Origin of the sequence: Verrucosispora sp. TAA-831 (assembly GCF_050780145.1) — a bacterium.
Lineage (GTDB): Bacteria > Actinomycetota > Actinomycetes > Mycobacteriales > Micromonosporaceae > Micromonospora.
In genome coordinates this window covers 4534311-4549412 of record NZ_CP192240.1, presented here as the reverse complement: position 1 = coordinate 4549412, position 15102 = coordinate 4534311, and the positions used below count along the sequence as shown (strand labels likewise).

At 69.7% G+C, this 15102-nt stretch carries 12 protein-coding genes; 6 read left to right on the top strand and 6 right to left on the bottom strand.

The window, feature by feature from the left end; translation table 11 throughout:
- Window positions 1–10: 10 nt before the first annotated feature.
- Window positions 11–1138 carry an LLM class flavin-dependent oxidoreductase gene (locus ACQVFL_RS20140; RefSeq protein WP_396696954.1) on the top strand — a complete coding sequence of 376 codons (1128 nt, stop codon included), beginning with the start codon at window positions 11–13 and terminating at the stop codon, window positions 1136–1138.
- 323 nt (window positions 1139–1461) lie between these two features.
- Here the strand turns inward: ACQVFL_RS20140 and ACQVFL_RS20135 are convergent, their stop codons facing one another.
- A complete protein-coding gene (locus ACQVFL_RS20135) occupies window positions 1462–1821 on the bottom strand; it encodes a flavin reductase family protein (RefSeq protein ID WP_431727321.1) in 360 nt (119 codons plus the stop codon).
- Between the two features lie 131 nt (window positions 1822–1952).
- Window positions 1953–3131, bottom strand: a complete 1179-nt coding sequence (locus ACQVFL_RS20130; RefSeq protein ID WP_431727320.1) for a phospholipase — start codon at window positions 3129–3131, stop codon at window positions 1953–1955.
- Window positions 3132–3204: 73 nt separating this feature from the next.
- On the opposite strand from ACQVFL_RS20130, the gene ACQVFL_RS20125 reads away from it, so the two are divergent.
- Together ACQVFL_RS20125 and ACQVFL_RS20120 are read left to right on the top strand one after the other, a co-directional pair.
- Window positions 3205–6222 (top strand): AfsR/SARP family transcriptional regulator, encoded by a 3018-nt coding sequence (locus ACQVFL_RS20125; RefSeq protein ID WP_431727319.1) that lies wholly within the window; start codon window positions 3205–3207, stop codon window positions 6220–6222.
- A 518-nt stretch (window positions 6223–6740) separates the two neighbouring features.
- Window positions 6741–7241: a hypothetical protein gene (locus ACQVFL_RS20120; RefSeq protein ID WP_431727318.1), complete on the top strand. Its 501-nt coding sequence runs from the start codon at window positions 6741–6743 to the stop codon at window positions 7239–7241.
- Window positions 7242–7315: 74 nt separating this feature from the next.
- Here the strand turns inward: ACQVFL_RS20120 and ACQVFL_RS20115 are convergent, their stop codons facing one another.
- The 4 genes from ACQVFL_RS20115 to ACQVFL_RS20100 are packed head-to-tail and all read right to left on the bottom strand — an operon-like array spanning window position 7316 to window position 11811.
- A complete protein-coding gene (locus ACQVFL_RS20115; protein ID WP_396696964.1) occupies window positions 7316–8680 on the bottom strand; it encodes an FAD-dependent oxidoreductase in 1365 nt (454 codons plus the stop codon).
- Window positions 8681–8682: 2 nt separating this feature from the next.
- On the bottom strand, window positions 8683–9531 hold the full coding sequence (locus tag ACQVFL_RS20110; protein WP_396696966.1) for a carbohydrate ABC transporter permease: 849 nt from the start codon (window positions 9529–9531) through the stop codon (window positions 8683–8685).
- The gene (locus ACQVFL_RS20105) at window positions 9524–10429 is read right to left on the bottom strand and encodes a carbohydrate ABC transporter permease (RefSeq protein WP_396696968.1); all 906 of its coding nucleotides are present in this window, start codon (window positions 10427–10429) and stop codon (window positions 9524–9526) included. The genes ACQVFL_RS20110 and ACQVFL_RS20105 overlap by 8 nt, the downstream gene beginning before the upstream one ends.
- A 17-nt stretch (window positions 10430–10446) precedes the next feature.
- On the bottom strand, window positions 10447–11811 hold the full coding sequence (locus tag ACQVFL_RS20100) for an ABC transporter substrate-binding protein (RefSeq protein WP_431727317.1): 1365 nt from the start codon (window positions 11809–11811) through the stop codon (window positions 10447–10449).
- 228 nt (window positions 11812–12039) lie between these two features.
- Between ACQVFL_RS20100 and ACQVFL_RS20095 the strand changes: the two genes are divergently transcribed.
- The 3 genes from ACQVFL_RS20095 (at window position 12040) to ACQVFL_RS20085 (ending at window position 15099) form a co-directional block, all read left to right on the top strand.
- Window positions 12040–12942 (top strand): dihydrodipicolinate synthase family protein, encoded by a 903-nt coding sequence (locus tag ACQVFL_RS20095; protein ID WP_396696972.1) that lies wholly within the window; start codon window positions 12040–12042, stop codon window positions 12940–12942.
- A 67-nt stretch (window positions 12943–13009) separates the two neighbouring features.
- Window positions 13010–14095, top strand: a complete 1086-nt coding sequence (locus ACQVFL_RS20090) for a LacI family DNA-binding transcriptional regulator (RefSeq protein ID WP_396696974.1) — start codon at window positions 13010–13012, stop codon at window positions 14093–14095.
- 11 nt (window positions 14096–14106) lie between these two features.
- Complete coding sequence (locus tag ACQVFL_RS20085) at window positions 14107–15099, top strand: dihydroxyacetone kinase subunit DhaK (protein WP_431727316.1); 993 nt, start codon at window positions 14107–14109, stop codon at window positions 15097–15099.
- The last annotated feature ends 3 nt before the right edge of the window (window positions 15100–15102 follow it).

The following is a 15102-nucleotide window of genomic DNA, read 5'->3' as shown; positions in this document are numbered from 1 at the left end:
GGATCCCACCATGCCATCGACGCCACTGTCCGTCCTCGACCTGTCGCCGGTGCCCGCCGGAGGCAGCGTCGCCGACGCCCTGCGCAACACCGTCGACCTGGCCCGCCGGGTCGAACAGTCCGGTTACCACCGCTACTGGCTGGCCGAGCACCACCTCGCCGCAGGCGTCGCCAGCTCGGCCCCGGCGGTGCTCATCGGACAGGTCGCCGCCGCCACCAGCGTGCTGCGCGTCGGCTGCGGCGCCGTCCAGGTCGGTCACCGCACCGCCCTCTCGGTGGTCGAGGAGTTCGGCACCCTCGCCGCGCTGTACCCCGGGCGGATCGACCTCGGGCTGGGCCGTTCCGGACAATGGCGCGTCGAGGCGGCGCGGGCACTCACCGCTCCCACGACCGCTCCGCCCGTCGAGGCCCGGGTCGTCGACGGACTGCTGATCCCGCGGCCGTTCTCCTACGCCAGCGTGCTCGCCTCACCGCGCTTCGCGCTGGCCAGCGCGCTGCTGCACCAACCGGGCGCGCAGCCGCCGGCCTTCGCCGACCAGTTGGCCGACATCCTCGCTCTCCTGCGCGGCGACTACACCGACGAGAACGGGCTGGACGCCCACGCCGTACCGGGGGAGGGCACCGACCTCTCGGTGTGGCTGCTCGGCAGCAGCGGCGGCGAGAGCGCCCAACTCGCGGGCGCGCTCGGGCTGCCGTTCGCCGCGAACTACCACGTCAGCCCCGCCTCGGTGCTCGACGCGGTGGCCGCCTACCGGGCCGCGTTCCGGCCCTCGACCGTGCTGGCTGCGCCATACCTGGTGGTCTCCGCCGACGTGGTCGTCGCCGAGACCGACGAGGCGGCCCGCCGACTCGCCGCACCGTACGGGCCCTGGGTGCGCAGTATCCGCAGCGGCGACGGCGCGATCCCGTTCCCCCGTCCGGAGCAGGCCGCCGCGCTGCCGTGGACCGACGAAGACCGCGGGCTCGTCGCCGACCGGGTGGATACCCAGTTCGTCGGATCACCCGGAACGGTCGTCGAGCGGCTGCGCGTCCTGCGTGACGTCACCGCCGCCGACGAACTGCTGATCACCACGATCACCCATGCGCACGGCGACCGGGTCAGCTCGTACGAACTGCTCGCAAAGCAGTGGCGGGACTGACGTGTCACCAGGGGGCGCACCAGCGGTCGGTGGCGATAGCGACGGCTGACTGACCGTTCTGCTGTTGCCGCAGCGCACCAGGGGCTGGTCTACGTGAAGGTCACCAGCACCGGACCTCAGCGGCGACCCATCTCTTCCGGGCGGAACGCCATGCCCTCCACAGAAGCGTCCACATTTCCTCAGAAGAACCTCACGACTCCGTTGACGTTTCGCGTAGGGCGGCGTAGCTCCCCATGTGACAGAGCAGGGGGGCGCCTGGGCGGTGGCTGCCGGCCAGTGGCTCTGCGAGCACGATGGCGTGGTCCCCGCGAGTACGCGTTCGGTCACCCGGCACAGGGACCAGGCGACCGGCTCGCGCAGCAGCGGCACTCCGTATGGGCCGTACCGCCATTGGGGGAGGCGGCGAATCGGTCGATGCCGCTGGTGGCGAAGGTTCGTGCCGAATCCTGTTGGTTCTCGGCGAGTAGATGCACCGCCACGTGCTGCGCGACGGCGACGGTCGGCCAGCTCGATGACGACCGGGCCAGGCAATCCGCGAGCGTGGTCAGTTCGCGGATTCGGCGGGAGAGATGTTCGCGGAGCCGGTCGACCAGTTGGGCAGCAACGCGGTTCTCGTAGGAGTCCAGGTGCTCCCGGTAGCGCATGGAGGCCAGCCGGAGCGGATGGATCTGGCCGTGCTCCACGCCCGCCCAGCCCTCAGTGTGCGTGGCCAGCCTGGTGAGCCCGCCGGGAGGAACCCGACGGGCCAGGCTCGCCCGCGCCACCACTATCGATCATGAAAAGGCCGTGGGCTCCGACGTGAGAGGTCGGCCGGTCAGGTCAACGCGGTCACGTCGGATACGCCGTCCGGCAGGAGCTTCGCGGCCTCGCCGATCTGCTCGGGCGTGACCTCCTGGCGCCCGAAAATGAGAACCGCCTCGTAGTAGACCCAGGCCAGGGCATAGCATGCCGGCTGCACCGCCTCGGGGTAGTTGGCGCACACCCGTCGTAGGTCTTCATAGAAGGCGAGGTCCAACCGCTCCTTGTGCTCCGCGAACAGATTGATCGCCTTGTAGTTGCGGTAACCGAAGTCATGTCGGGCGCAGGCCGACTCGAACGTGAAGCCGAGCGGGTTGTCCGGCGCTCCCGTGCAGAGATCGTTGGACCAGTCGAACTCGTACGCCGCGTAGGTCGCCGGATAGAAACGCCCGATGTTCCAGGCGTCGTAGCTCGCGGAATCGGTCGAGGTCAGGCGCCTTAGCACGTCCAGCCGATCCCTCGGCATGCCGGTGGAGAAGACGCCGGACCCGACCGAGACAGAGACGGTGTCGGTGCCGAGGCCGTAGCAGGGGCTCAGGTAGCGCATGCCCGGCGGAAGCGCAAAGCAGCCGGCCCAGTAGCCCCCGTAGACCTGCAACGCCAGGTTGAACCCGATTTCCATGTCGAAGCCGCCGTTGTAGTAGCGGCCGTCGATGGTTACCGCGCCGTGGCTGTAGCCGTAGTAGCCGTTGACGAACGAGAAGACCGGTGCCGCCGCGACAACCTGCCCGTTGTACGGCGAACCGGACGACCGCTCGATCAGGTACGCCTGCCCGGCGCCTGCGAGATAGAAGTTGCAGACGATCTCCGCCAGGTACTCGATCCGTACCCGCATGCCGCTCGTAGTGGCCCACGCACTGATGTAGGGCGTGCAGTTCAGGTTCTGCTGCTGCGCCCCGTCGACCATCCGCGGTGCCTTGCCGGCGGCCGGGGAGCCGCCCGCTGGCGGACTCAGCGTGATCACGGGACCCTTCGTGACGTCGGCCGCCGATTGTGGGCCCGCGGGTCGCCGGGCGGGGCTCGGCTTCTGCGTGGCGATGCCGGGTGCCGCGGTGACCACCTGATCGGGGAGGCTGGGAGCGTCCGTCGTCGGCGCGGCGTGTGCCGGGAGCGCGTTTCCCAGCATGCCGCCAAGCACGAGCGTGATGGCCGCCGTCAATGCCGAAACCCTGCTGATGGTGCTTCTCGATCTCATTACCACTCCGTCCGGTCGACTGGTGTGGGCAGCTTCTCAGGAGCGGCTGGACGAAATCTGGTCTCATCTGGATATGCCAGGCTTGAATCCGGCGACGTGCCCCAGAACAATGAAGAACCTCGATTGTTCTCGAGGAGGCGGCCGGTTGCTCGTTATCCAGGTCCTCGGTCCCATTCGATGCTGGCGTCACGGCGACGAGGTCAGGATCGGTCCGCCTGCCCGACGCGCCGTGCTCAGCCTGCTCGTGCTCGCCGGCGGACGGCCGGTGTCAGGTGCCCGCATCGCCGATGTGCTCTGGGGCGAGCACGTGCCGCGCAGCGCGGCCAATGTGATCCAGACCCATGTCAAGCATCTGCGCCGGCTACTCGAACCCGACCGTCGTGCCTACGCGCATAGTGGAATGCTGCCGTCGGTGGGGGCCGGGTACGCGCTACGTCTGCCGGACGGCACCGTCGACCTCGACCGGTTCCGCAGCCTGCTCCACGTCGCGACAGAAGCCGATCACCGCGAACAGCCGCAGGAGGTCGCGGCCCGCCTCGCCGCCGCGCTTGACCTGTGGCACGGCGAGCCGTTCGCCGACGTGCCCGCGCTGGCCGGGCATCCGACGGTCCGTGCCCTGCTCGACGAACGTCGCGCGGCGGTGGCCCGCTACACCGACCTGATGTGTGCACCGGACTCCGCCGGACGGACCCTCCCGTTGCTACGCGAGGAGGCGGCGGCGCACCCGCTGGACGAGGCGATGCACGCCCGGCTGATCCGGGCGTACCACGCTCTCGGCCGGCGTGCCGACGCGCTCGCGGCCTACGACGTCGTCCGCCGGCACCTCGCCGACGAACTCGGTGTCGGTCCCGGACCTGACCTCGTCGCGGCCTACCTGCGGGTACTCGACAAGGCGCCCACACCGGCGGTCGACCCGCCAGCCGGCGGCCCCACCGCCGCGCCACCGGTCAACCAGCTCCCGGCCGAGGTCGCCGGCTTCACCGGGCGGGTGACCGAACTGGCCACGCTGGACGGCTGGATCACAGACGGCCGCGGCGGGGACGGCTCGATCACGGACGGCCGGGTCTCGGACGGCGGTGCGGTGCGGATCGGCGTCGTCTGCGGCACCGCCGGCGTCGGCAAGACGGCGCTGGCCCTGCGCTGGGCGCACCGCACCCGCCACCGGCACCCCGACGGGCAGCTCCACCTGGACCTACGCGGCTTCGACCCGCACCGTCCGGTCCCGGTCGGCACCGCGCTCGGGCACCTGCTGGAGTCCCTCGGCGTCCCGGTCGCCGAGATCCCCGACGACCTCGACCGCCGGGCCGCCCGGTATCGGGCCGTGACCGCTGGCCGAAGCCTGCTGATCTTCCTCGACAACGCCGCCTCCGTCGACCAGGTCCGGCCATTGATCCCGGGAACGGGTGCCACCACGGTCCTCGTCACCAGCCGCGACAGCCTCGCCGGCCTGGTGGCCCTGTACGGCGCGCACCGTCTCGTGCTGGACCTGCTGCCCGAGCCGGACGCGGTGACGCTGCTGCGTTCGCTCGTCGGCGCACGCGTCAACCAGGAGCCGGAGGCCGCCGCCGCGCTCGCCCGACAGTGCGCCCGCCTCCCGCTGGCCCTGCGGGTCGCGGCCGAGCTGGCGGCGTTCCGGCCGGAGGAAACCCTGGCGGCCTTGGTCGATGAACTCGCCGACCGGCGGCTGCGGTCGCTGGATCCGGGCGGGGACCTGCGGTCGACCGTGCGGGTGGTCTTCTCGTGGTCCTATCTGCAGCTCCCGCCGCAGGCGGCCCGGCTGTTCCGCCGCCTCGGGCTGCATCCCGGCCCCTCGTTCGCCGCCGACACCGCCGCCGCGATGGCCGACGCGCCCCTCACCGATACCGTACGGCATCTGGAACTGCTGGCCCGCAAACATCTCTTACGCGCCGACCGGCCGGGACGGTACGGCATGCACGGCCTGCTGCGTGCGTACGCCGGCGAGCTGGCCGCCGCCAACGAGGCCGGTGCCGCGCTGGACCGGCTGCACACCCACCTCCTCGCGACCGCCGCGGCGGCGATGGACCGGCTGCACCCGGCGGACCGCGCCCACCGCCCCGCCGTGACCCGCGCACCGGGCTTCACCGACGACGCCGCCGCCCGGAACTGGCTGGACGCGGAACTGTCCGGCCTCGTCGCGACCGCCGCTGCCGCGCTGGAACACGGCCGACCCCACTACCCGGCCGACCTCGCCGCCACGCTCTACCGCCATCTTGAGGGCGGCCGGTACACCGACGCCGAGGCACTGCACGGCCACGCGCTTGAGGCGGCCCGGCACAGCGGCGACCCGGTGCGGCACGGCCGCGCGCTGACCGACATCGGTGCCGTGCACCGTCTGCGCGGTCGCTACGAGCTCGCCGAGACGCACCTGGCCGAGGCGGTCGCAATCCTGAACCGGTGCGGCGACGCGCTCGGCGTCGCCCGGGCACTGTCCAACCTCGGCATCGTGCATGAACGCCTCGGCCGCGACGCCGACGCCCTCCAGCGGGCCGCGCTCGCCGCCTACCGCCAGGCGGGTGACCGGTACGGCGAGGCGTCCGTGCTGGTCAACCTGGGTAACGCCGACAACCGCCCGGGTCACCTGGGTGAGGCGTACGACGAACTGTCCAGGGCCGCCGTGCTGTTCCGGGAGGTCGGCGCCACGGTCGGCGAGGCGATGGCCCGAACGAACCTCGGTGACGTCTGCGCCAGCCTCGAGCGGCACGACGAGGCGGCCGGGCACCTGGCGGCGGCACACGAGATTTTCCGGGCGACCGGGCACGTCTACGGCGAGGCCGTGGCGCTGAGCAACCTGGGCCGGGTGCGGGGCATCCGTGGTGACCACGCCCGCGCGGTCGATGATCTGACGGAGTCGATCCGCATCCTGAATTCGATCGGGCACGCCTACGGGGAGGCGAGCGCGCTCAACAATCTCGGCGACGTGCTGGCGGCAATGGGCCGCACCGCCGACGCCGTGGCCCGGTACGCTGCCGCGTTGTCGATCGTCACCGCGACCGGGGACCGGGACGAGCAGGATCGCGCACACGACGGCATCGCCCGCGCACAGCGGCAGACGGCACGCGCCGCGAGGTAGACGGGGACCCCTCGGTCAACCGGCTCTGCGGAGGCATGCCTCGTCGTCGCGACAGTCAGCCTGAGGCGGTGGGCCGAATCGCACCGATCGAGGGCACGGCTGAGAGGTGTGGCCGTTGCGACGATCCGTGACCCGGGAGGATGGACAGGGGTCGTGGTCGCGTCCGGAGTCGGTGGGGCGGCGACACCATTCTGACGGTGGAGCCCTGCCTGCTCGACGACATCGCATACGTGGATTCTCAGGAAGACCCGTGACAACGCCCGGGAAGGAATCAGTATCCCGCGCGGCACCAGAGTCGTCGATGTTGGCCATGGCCGCATGCACAATGCTCGGTCACGGACCGCTCATCGCAAAGTCCCCCACCTCAATCGACACTTCGCGGCTGTCACAAAGGCTGCCGGGCCACGCCGAGGAAACACTGTTTCCCGCGCCGACCGTCACCGTAGCGGCTTGAATACCGGTATGCAGGTCAACAAGGACGGGCGGCAGTGGCGGATCGGCACCGCCGCCGAGGTGGAGTGGATCGCCGGTCACACCACTGCCGGCATCTCGATCACCACCGCCATCCCCCGATCTTCGACGCCTACGCCACCACCCACCAGCCCGACGGCGTCACCGTCGCCGCCTATGAACACGCCCTGGTCCAGGACCTCACCGCACAGACCCCCGGCCAGCACTGGTGGCTGGCCTATCTCGACACCGGACCCCACGACATCGTCTTCCCCCACGCCCCCAGGGTGTCGCTCTACTGGAACTGGTCCTACGTGCTGGTCGAGGCCGGACCCGAGCAGGCCCTCACCTGGCGGACCGGTCACATGCGCCACGGTGACGGATCACTACCCGACCTGTTCTTCCCCGCCGATCGGTCATGGCTGGTCTCCGCACTCTGGGACGACACCTGGACCTGCGTCGGTGGCCCGGAACCGCTGATCAACACCCTCCCACAGAATCCTCTGGCCAACGCCCGCCGGGTCCGACCCGACGAAGACGCGCTACCGCCGGGACTCACCCGCGAGTGACACCCCACACCTGCGTTACCCTGGCGCGTGATCGTCCCGTCGACTCATGCATCGGGCGGACAACTCATGCCTGATCAACGGGCTCCGATCACTGCGCGCTGGCGGAGCACCGCTTGGAGTTGTGCGACGTCGAGGTGGCGGGGGTTCGTGCGGTGCCGGACGGCCAGGGCCGCCGCCGTGCCGGCTGCTTCGCCGGTGGTGAAGCAGGTGGCGGTGATCCTGGCCGAGCCGTTGGCCTCATGGGTGCTCGACACGCATCGGCCGGCGGCGAGGAGATTGTCGTGGTCGTGGCCGACGAGGATTCCGTACGGGATGTCGTAGGCGGCGGTCAGGCCGTCGGTGTGGGAGAGCCCTGGCGAGTTGCTGTCGTGCACGTCGATGGGGAAGGCTCCCTGCCCGATGCTGTCGGGACTGCGGCGACCGCCTTTGACGTCCTCCTCGCGCAGGGTGGTGAGTCCCTTGATCCGCCGCGATTCCCGCACTCCCACCCGGTCTGATACGTCGACCAGGTATGCGTCGGACCCGCCGGGTACGTATCGACGAAACCAGTCCACCGTCTGCATGACCTGTTCGGCGAGCGTCAGGTAGGCGTCGCCGAGACGACTGCCGGCGGGGTCGATCGGAGTGCGGGTCAGGTTGAGTACCGCCTCGGCACGCCTCGGCCAGCCGGCCAGGTGGAGTTCGGTGCGCCGCCAGGAGAGCCGTCCCTCGCGGTGGCCCTGGTCGAGCAGGCGGCCGAAGCCCCAGAGGTTCACGTGTTCGTCGCTGGGCGTGCCGATGTGGCTATCGGGACGGAAGTCGTCGGCGTTGTCCCGCGCGTACGTCAGCAGCGGCGCGTACTGGACGCCGCCGAGCTTGAGCAGTAGGGACGCCGGCTGGGTGGAGCTGATGCGGTCGGTCTGGAAGCTCGCCCCGGCGAGTGCGAAGACGACGGCGTCGCCGGAGCAGTCCACGACCACCTCCGGACGGATCAGGGCGCGCCCGAGGCCGGCTGACTCCACCACGACCCCGGTGACCTGTTTACCGTGCTCGCCCTGCGCGGTCTGCGCGGCGACGACGACCGTGTTGAGCAGGAGCCGGACTCCGGCTCGGCGCAACAGGATGGCCTCGCACATGGACAGTTCGGCGTGGTTGACCGGGGTGCGGGTGGCGGTGTACTTGACGTCGTCGGGGATGTGGCCGGGTGAGCCGCCGTACTCCTGGAGCAGGGCGATGATCCGCTGGCCGATGCCGCCGGTGACCTGGTTACCGGCGGCGTCGTGGAAACCGGCGCTGTGCTCCAACAGTTGGCGTGCCAGGGTGCCTCCGACGTGGCCGGTGGCCTCGACCAGCAGGGTGTCGGCGCCGGTCTCGGCAGCGGCGATCGCGGCGGCGGTGCCGGCCGAGCCGGCACCGACCACGAGGACCTGAGGGGTGAGGACGTGATTCTCGGGTGACACGCTCAGCCTTTCACGCTGCCGGCGGTGAGGCCCTTCTCGTAGTAGCGCTGGAGTACGAGGAAGAGTCCCACGACGGGGATCGTTACCAGAGTGCTGAGGGCCATGATCGCGCCCCAGCGGATGTCGAACGAGGTGACGAAGCCGGCCATCGCGACCGGGGCGGTGACGTTGCGACCCTGGGCGATGACGCTGGCGAAGAGGTACTCGTCCCAGGAGAGGATGAACGAGAACATGGCAGTGGTGGCCAGGCCGGTGCGCAGCAGCGGCAGCGTCACCGTGAGGAAGGCGCGCAGGTAGCCGAGACCGTCGACCCAGGCGGCCTCCTCCAGCTCGCGGGGGACCGCCTCGACGAACGACTTCATCAGCCAGGTGGTCAGCGGCAGTGTGATGGTCAGGTGGGCGATGGTGACGCCGACCAGGCCACCTACCAGCCCGAGTGCGGACAGCGCGAGGTACAACGGGACCAGCAGCAGGATGGCCGGGAACAGGTACGACACGCTCAGACAGACGAGTAGGACTCGGCGGCCGGGGAACTGGAAACGGCTGACGGCATAGCCGGCGGTGGTGCCGACGAGCAGGGATATGACGGTGGTGGCCACGGCGACGAGGAAGCTGTTGAGGAACCAGCGCACCGCCTCGCTGCCCTCGAAGACCTCCCGGTACCAGTCCGCGGTCAACTGTGACGGGATCAGTGACGGGTCACTCTGGAACAGTTCCGTGGCCGGCCGGACCGAACTCAGCGCCATCCAGAGCAGCGGGCCGACCGCGAAGAAGACGATCAGGGTGAGGGCCACCACCCGTCCGGCGACGGCGGCGACCCGGCCGGGAGTGGGTCTGCTGTTTCTAGGCATGGCGTCTCCTGGTGCGCATGACGAGCCAGCCCGCCAGGCCGGCAGCGGCGAGGAAGAGGCCGACGGAGGAGGCGATGGCCGCGGCGTAGCCGATCTGGAATTCGCCCATCAACACCTTGTAGATGTAGGTGGAGAGCACCTCGCTCGCCCCGGCCGGTCCGCCACGGCTGAGCAGCCAGACCAGCTCGAAGTACATCAGTGTCCAGATGCCGCGCAGCGCCAGGAGCGCGAGCGTGGCCGAGCGTAGGTTGGGCAGGGTCACGTGCACGAACTCCCGCCAGGGGCCGGCGCCGTCGACCCGCGCCGCCTCGTACTGTCCCTTGTCGATGCCCTGCATCCGGGCCCAGTAGACGAGCATCGCGAACGGGAAACCGCGCCAGATGTTGACCAGGATGACGGTGAACAGCGCCGAACCCTCCAGGCCGAGGGGAGTCGCGCCGTCGGGCAGCCACCCCCAGGACTGTAGGTTGCCGCTGACGATGCCGTAGTGACCATCGAGCATCCACTGCCAGATCAGGGCGGTGGCGATGACCGGAACCACGTACGGGATCAGCAGCAACTGGCGGATCCACCGCATGCCACGCCAGTCCGCGTCGATGAGCAGCGCCGCTATCAGTCCGAGGCCGAGCTGGCCGACGAGGGAGAGCACTGTCCACAGCAGCGTGTTGCCGATGGTGGTGAGCAGCGGCCGGTCGCTGGCGATCGCCGTGTAGTTGTCGAGGCCCACGAACTCGGCGTCGCCGGTCAGCAGGTTGATGGAGAACAGCGAGGTGCGGAAGCTCTCGAAGATCGGATAGGCCAGGATCGCCGCGAAGAGCAGTGCGGCGGGCACGGCGAAGGCCATGCCCGCGCGCTGCTGCCGTCCGGTGAGCGTCCGCGTGAGGAATACGGGAGTCATCGGGATCGGAGCACCAATCAGCTGACGTTGGCGAGACGCTTCATCTCGGCGTTGATGGCGTCGAACGCCTGTTCCGGAGTGATGGTGCCGGCGGCGGCCGACTGGAGTTGGTCGCCGACGAAGGTGGTGGCCTCGATCTGGCCGGCGAGCTGGTTGAGGCCCGCCTCCATGCCGTATCGGTACCACTCCGGCAGGATCTGCTCCCGGATCGTCTGGATCTCGGTCTGGAAGCGCAGGACGGTCTCGTTGCCGGTGTAGGTGGTCGAGGCTGCGGCGCTGTTCGTCGCGGGCAGGGCGAAGACCGGACGGGTGTTGACGCGTTCCGCTGCCAGGTCCGGCTGCATCATGCACTGGACGAGGGTCTTGGCGGCTTGTTCGCGACGGTCGTTGCTCTTGCCGACCATGTAGAAGTAGCCGCCACCGATCGAGCCCCGCGGCGCGGTCGCCTGGTTCGGGCCGGGCAGGGGGAAGACGCTCATCTTGTCGAGCATCTGCGGGTTCTGCTCGGCGGCCAGACCGACGACGGCGCCGAAGTCGAGCACCATGGCGAGCTTGCCCTGGGCGAAACTGGTCCGGAAGTCGTTCCATGACCAGGTACGCGACTCGGGCGGGGAGGCCGCGGCATAGAGGTCGAGCATGAACCTGGTGGCCTCGATGGCTTTGGCCCGGTCGCGGTCGAGCGCGTACTCACCGGTCTGCGGATCGAAGGTGTGCACACCGTTGGCGTAGAGGAACTGGTAGTAGGTCTGCGGGGCGACCAGTGCCGAGCCCATCGGTACGGCGAAGCCGCGCACGCCGGCCGCCGGGTCGTCGAGCTGCTTGGCGGCGGCGAGCAGCTCCGGCCATGACCGGGGGATCGCGATGCCCTTGGCCTGGAAGAGATCCTTGCGGTACCAGACCTCCTGGTGCAGGGCCCAGTCGGGTACCGCCCACGTCTTGTCGTCCTTGCTGACGGCACGCAGGTAGGAGGGGATGAAGTCGTCGCGGCCGTGCCTGTCCACGACGTCGTCGACGGGGACGATGAAGTCGCCGGCCTGTGCGGCGGCCACGCCTCCCTCGATGGTGTTCATGATGTCGGGGCCGTTGCCCGCTTTGAAGCCGGTGACCATCTTCGGATACATGCTGTCGAAGGGGACGGCTTCGAAGGAGACGGTGACGTCGTCCTGGTCGGTGGCGCACTTCTCGGCCTGTCGCTGCACGGCGGCGGCCTGGGTGTTGACCGTCAGGTTGGTCCAGAAGGTCAGGGTGATGGGGCCGCCGTCGTCGCCGCGGGTGTTCTGGCCACCTGCGGTGGGTGGGCTACAGGCGGCGAGCAGCGCGAGCCCTCCGGCCATCGCTGCGGCGGTGACGGCAAGCCTCGCTCGGTGGTGATTGCGGCTCATGGTCGTCCTCGGGGGTTCGGGGTGGATGAGCGGATATCCGGGGAACCGATGCGTCGGTGAGCAGGAGTGTTATCGGTTACACGATCACGTCAGGTTCCGGCGGATGTCAAGAGCAGACGCGAAAAGAGCACGTCACGAGCCCTTAACGCGGTGGTTGACATCCGCGCTCGGATGGATAAAGCTCCCATTGCTGTAACCGGTAACATCGCTCGCTGAGAGAGGTCGCACATGGCTCAGGCCGCCACCCCCCGCTTCACCGGGATCATCCCGCCGCTCGTGACACCGTTCGACGCGGACGAGAACATCGATGTCGAGGCACTGCGCGGGGAGATCCGCTTCCACCTGACCGTTGGCGTACACGGACTGTGCGTGACCGGCTCCACCGGCGACGGGCAGATGCTCTCCATCGACCAGTCGGTCACCGTCGCCCGGATCGCCGTCGAGGAGACCGCCGGTGCCGTACCGGTCATCGCGGGCATCATCCGCGACTCGACCGCCGAGGTGATCCGTTACGGTCTCGCGCTGAAAGAGGTCGGGGTCGACGCCCTGCAGGTCACCCCGGTGCACTACCTGTTCCAGCCCGACGAGGACACCACCGTCGAGTACTACCGGCGGATCAGCGAGCAGACCGGACTGCCGGTCATCATCTACAACGTGATCCCGTACGCACTGATCCCGGCCACCACGGTCTACCGGGTCATCCAGGAGGTCCCCGGGGTCGTCGGCGTCAAGCAGTCCGGTGGAGACATCCACCAGCTCGCCGACCTGCTCAAGGCGGCGCCGACCGAGGGCGTCGTCTTCACCGCCGTCGACGACCTGCTCTATCCGGCCTACCTGCTCGGTGCCGGCGGAGCGATCAGCGCGACGTTGACGGTCGTCCCGCAGCTCTGCGTCGAACAGTGGAACGCGGTGCGGGCCGGCGACCACAAGACGGCACTGGACATCCACAACAAGCTGCTGCCGATCTGGCGGGCCGTCGACGGTCCGAACATGACCGTACGCATCAAGGCCGCACTACGGATGCAGGGACGCGACGGTGGCCTGGGCGCACACCCCCTCACGCCGGTCAGCGCGGCGGAGGAGACTGCGGTCCGGGGCGCGCTGGTAGAAGCCGGTGTCCTCGCCGAGTGATTGACGGGCGTCGCCCGCACGTTGTACCTGTGGGAACTCCCCACAGACTGGAACAAGGAGCCTTCTGGTGGCAGGAATCCGGGACGTGGCCAGATTGGCCGGCGTCTCCACCGCGACCGTGACCCGCGCCCTGCGGGACGAAGTGTCGGTGACCGACGCGACGAAGGCCAAGGTCAGGGAGGCGGCGCGACGCCTGGACTACGTACCCAGCGCCGCCGCCCGTGCCCTGTCGCGCGGCCACTCCAATCTGCTCGGCCTCTTCGTCCCGGACATCACCAACCCGTTCTACGCCCAGGTCGCGCAAGGGCTTGAGGACCGTGCCGCGCAGGCGCGCTATCACTGCGTCATCGCCAGTTCGCACCTCAATCCGGAACGGGAACGCCACCTGCTCACCTCGTTCCAGGACGGGACCCTCGCCGGTCTTGCCGCCACGACCGTCGGCACCGACGAGCGGTTCACCGCAGCGCTCGGCGCCACCCAGGGGCCGCTGGTTCTCGTCGACCGGCGGCCCCGGGGCATCAAGGCCCCGCTGGTCCGCACCGACAACCGTAAGGTGACCCGGGGCGCCATCGGGGAACTCCTCGACATGGGGCACCAACGGGTCGCGATGATCTCCGGTCCGCGTGACTTCGACACCGCCTGCCAGCGCCTGTCCGGGTTCCGGTTGGCATACCGCGACGCCGGGCTGAGCCTGCCCGACGAGTACATCCGGCACGGCCACCTCGGCGAGGAGGGTGGGCTCCGGGCCATGGACGAACTGCTCGCGCTCGACCCACGGCCGACCGCCGTGTTCTGCTTCAACAACCTCGTCACCGTCGGCGCGCTCAAGGCGATCCGGCGGGCCGGACTGCGCATCCCCACCGACATCAGCCTGCTGGCGTTCGACGACATGACCCTCTTCCCTCTGGTGGACCCGCCGATCAGCGCCATCGACCAGCCCGCATACGAGATGGGCCGATACGCCGCCGACCTGTTGTTGCGGATGCTCGACGGCGAACAGGACCTCGGCGACGTCGTGTTGCCGGCCAAGATGATCATTCGCGGGTCGATGGCCCCTCCGGGCACCCCGCCGAACCCCACCCCGCCGAACGACGGCCGCGCCGTCCCGTCGTCACGACGGGCCGACACGGCGCAGCCGGCGGGCCGGAACTGAGAGACCAGGACATGGCCGAAGCCTTCTTCACCTCCAGGGCGGACTACGTCGACCGAGCGCTGCTCGGCTTCGCCCACGCCCACCGCGACATCGTCACACTCCACCCAGAGCCCGGGTACGTGGTCGCGGTCAACCGCGACCCACGCCGCCGAGTCGGCATCGTCTCCGGCGGCGGTTCCGGTCACGAACCCCTGCACGTCGGACTCGTCGGCACCGGAATGCTCGACGCCGCCGTGCCCGGCAAGGTGTTCGCCTCGCCGCACAACCGGCAGATCTACGAGGCGAGCCGAGCGGTGGCCGGTCCCGACGGTGTGTTGCACGTGGTCAAGAACTACACCGGTGACCGGATCAACTTCGGCATCGCCGCCGAGCGGCTGCGGCACGATGGCATCCGGGTCGAGCGGGTGCTCGTCGACGACGACGTGGCCACCGACAGTGACCAGACCGGTACGGGCCGGCGCGGCACCGGTGCGACGGTGCTGACCGAGAAACTACTCGGTGCCGCCGCCGACCAGGGTCTCGACCTCGATGCGCTGACCCGGCTCGGACGCGCCGTCGTGGCCCGCTCGCGCAGCATCGCCGTCGCCTCCGCCGCGCACACCTCCCACGTCACCGGCGAACCCGGCTTCGTCCTGCCACCCGGCCAGGTCGAGTACGGCGTCGGCATCCACGGCGAACGCGCCCGACGCAGCATCGCCCGACCACCGCTGGAGGAACTGGTCGATCGCATGGTCGACGACGTGCTCGCCGGCCTCCCGGCGGGGGACCGAGCCCTCGTCCTGGTCAACGGGCTCGGCGGCACCACCGCCATCGAGCTCTACAACGTCTTCGCGCGCACCGTCGACACCCTCGCCGACCGTGGCGTCTCCACCACCGGCAGCCTCGTCGGCACCTGGTCGCCGGCGTTGGACATGCGCGGCTTCTCCATCACCGTCACGCTGCTGGACGACGACTGGGCCGAACTCTGGAACGCCCCAGCGTGGACCGCCGCCCTCCGGAAATGAGAC

What these genes read in the sequence shown, in the direction of transcription:
- ACQVFL_RS20140 (WP_396696954.1), top strand. Translation starts at nt 11, where the DNA reads ATGCCATCGACGCCACTGTCCGTCCTCGACCTGTCGCCGGTGCCCGCC.
- ACQVFL_RS20130 (WP_431727320.1), bottom strand. Translation starts at nt 3,131, where the DNA reads ATGAGATCGAGAAGCACCATCAGCAGGGTTTCGGCATTGACGGCGGCC.
- ACQVFL_RS20125 (WP_431727319.1), top strand. Translation starts at nt 3,205, where the DNA reads ATGCCAGGCTTGAATCCGGCGACGTGCCCCAGAACAATGAAGAACCTC.
- ACQVFL_RS20110 (WP_396696966.1), bottom strand. Translation starts at nt 9,531, where the DNA reads ATGCCTAGAAACAGCAGACCCACTCCCGGCCGGGTCGCCGCCGTCGCC.
- ACQVFL_RS20105 (WP_396696968.1), bottom strand. Translation starts at nt 10,429, where the DNA reads ATGACTCCCGTATTCCTCACGCGGACGCTCACCGGACGGCAGCAGCGC.
- ACQVFL_RS20100 (WP_431727317.1), bottom strand. Translation starts at nt 11,811, where the DNA reads ATGAGCCGCAATCACCACCGAGCGAGGCTTGCCGTCACCGCCGCAGCG.
- ACQVFL_RS20095 (WP_396696972.1), top strand. Translation starts at nt 12,040, where the DNA reads ATGGCTCAGGCCGCCACCCCCCGCTTCACCGGGATCATCCCGCCGCTC.
- ACQVFL_RS20085 (WP_431727316.1), top strand. Translation starts at nt 14,107, where the DNA reads ATGGCCGAAGCCTTCTTCACCTCCAGGGCGGACTACGTCGACCGAGCG.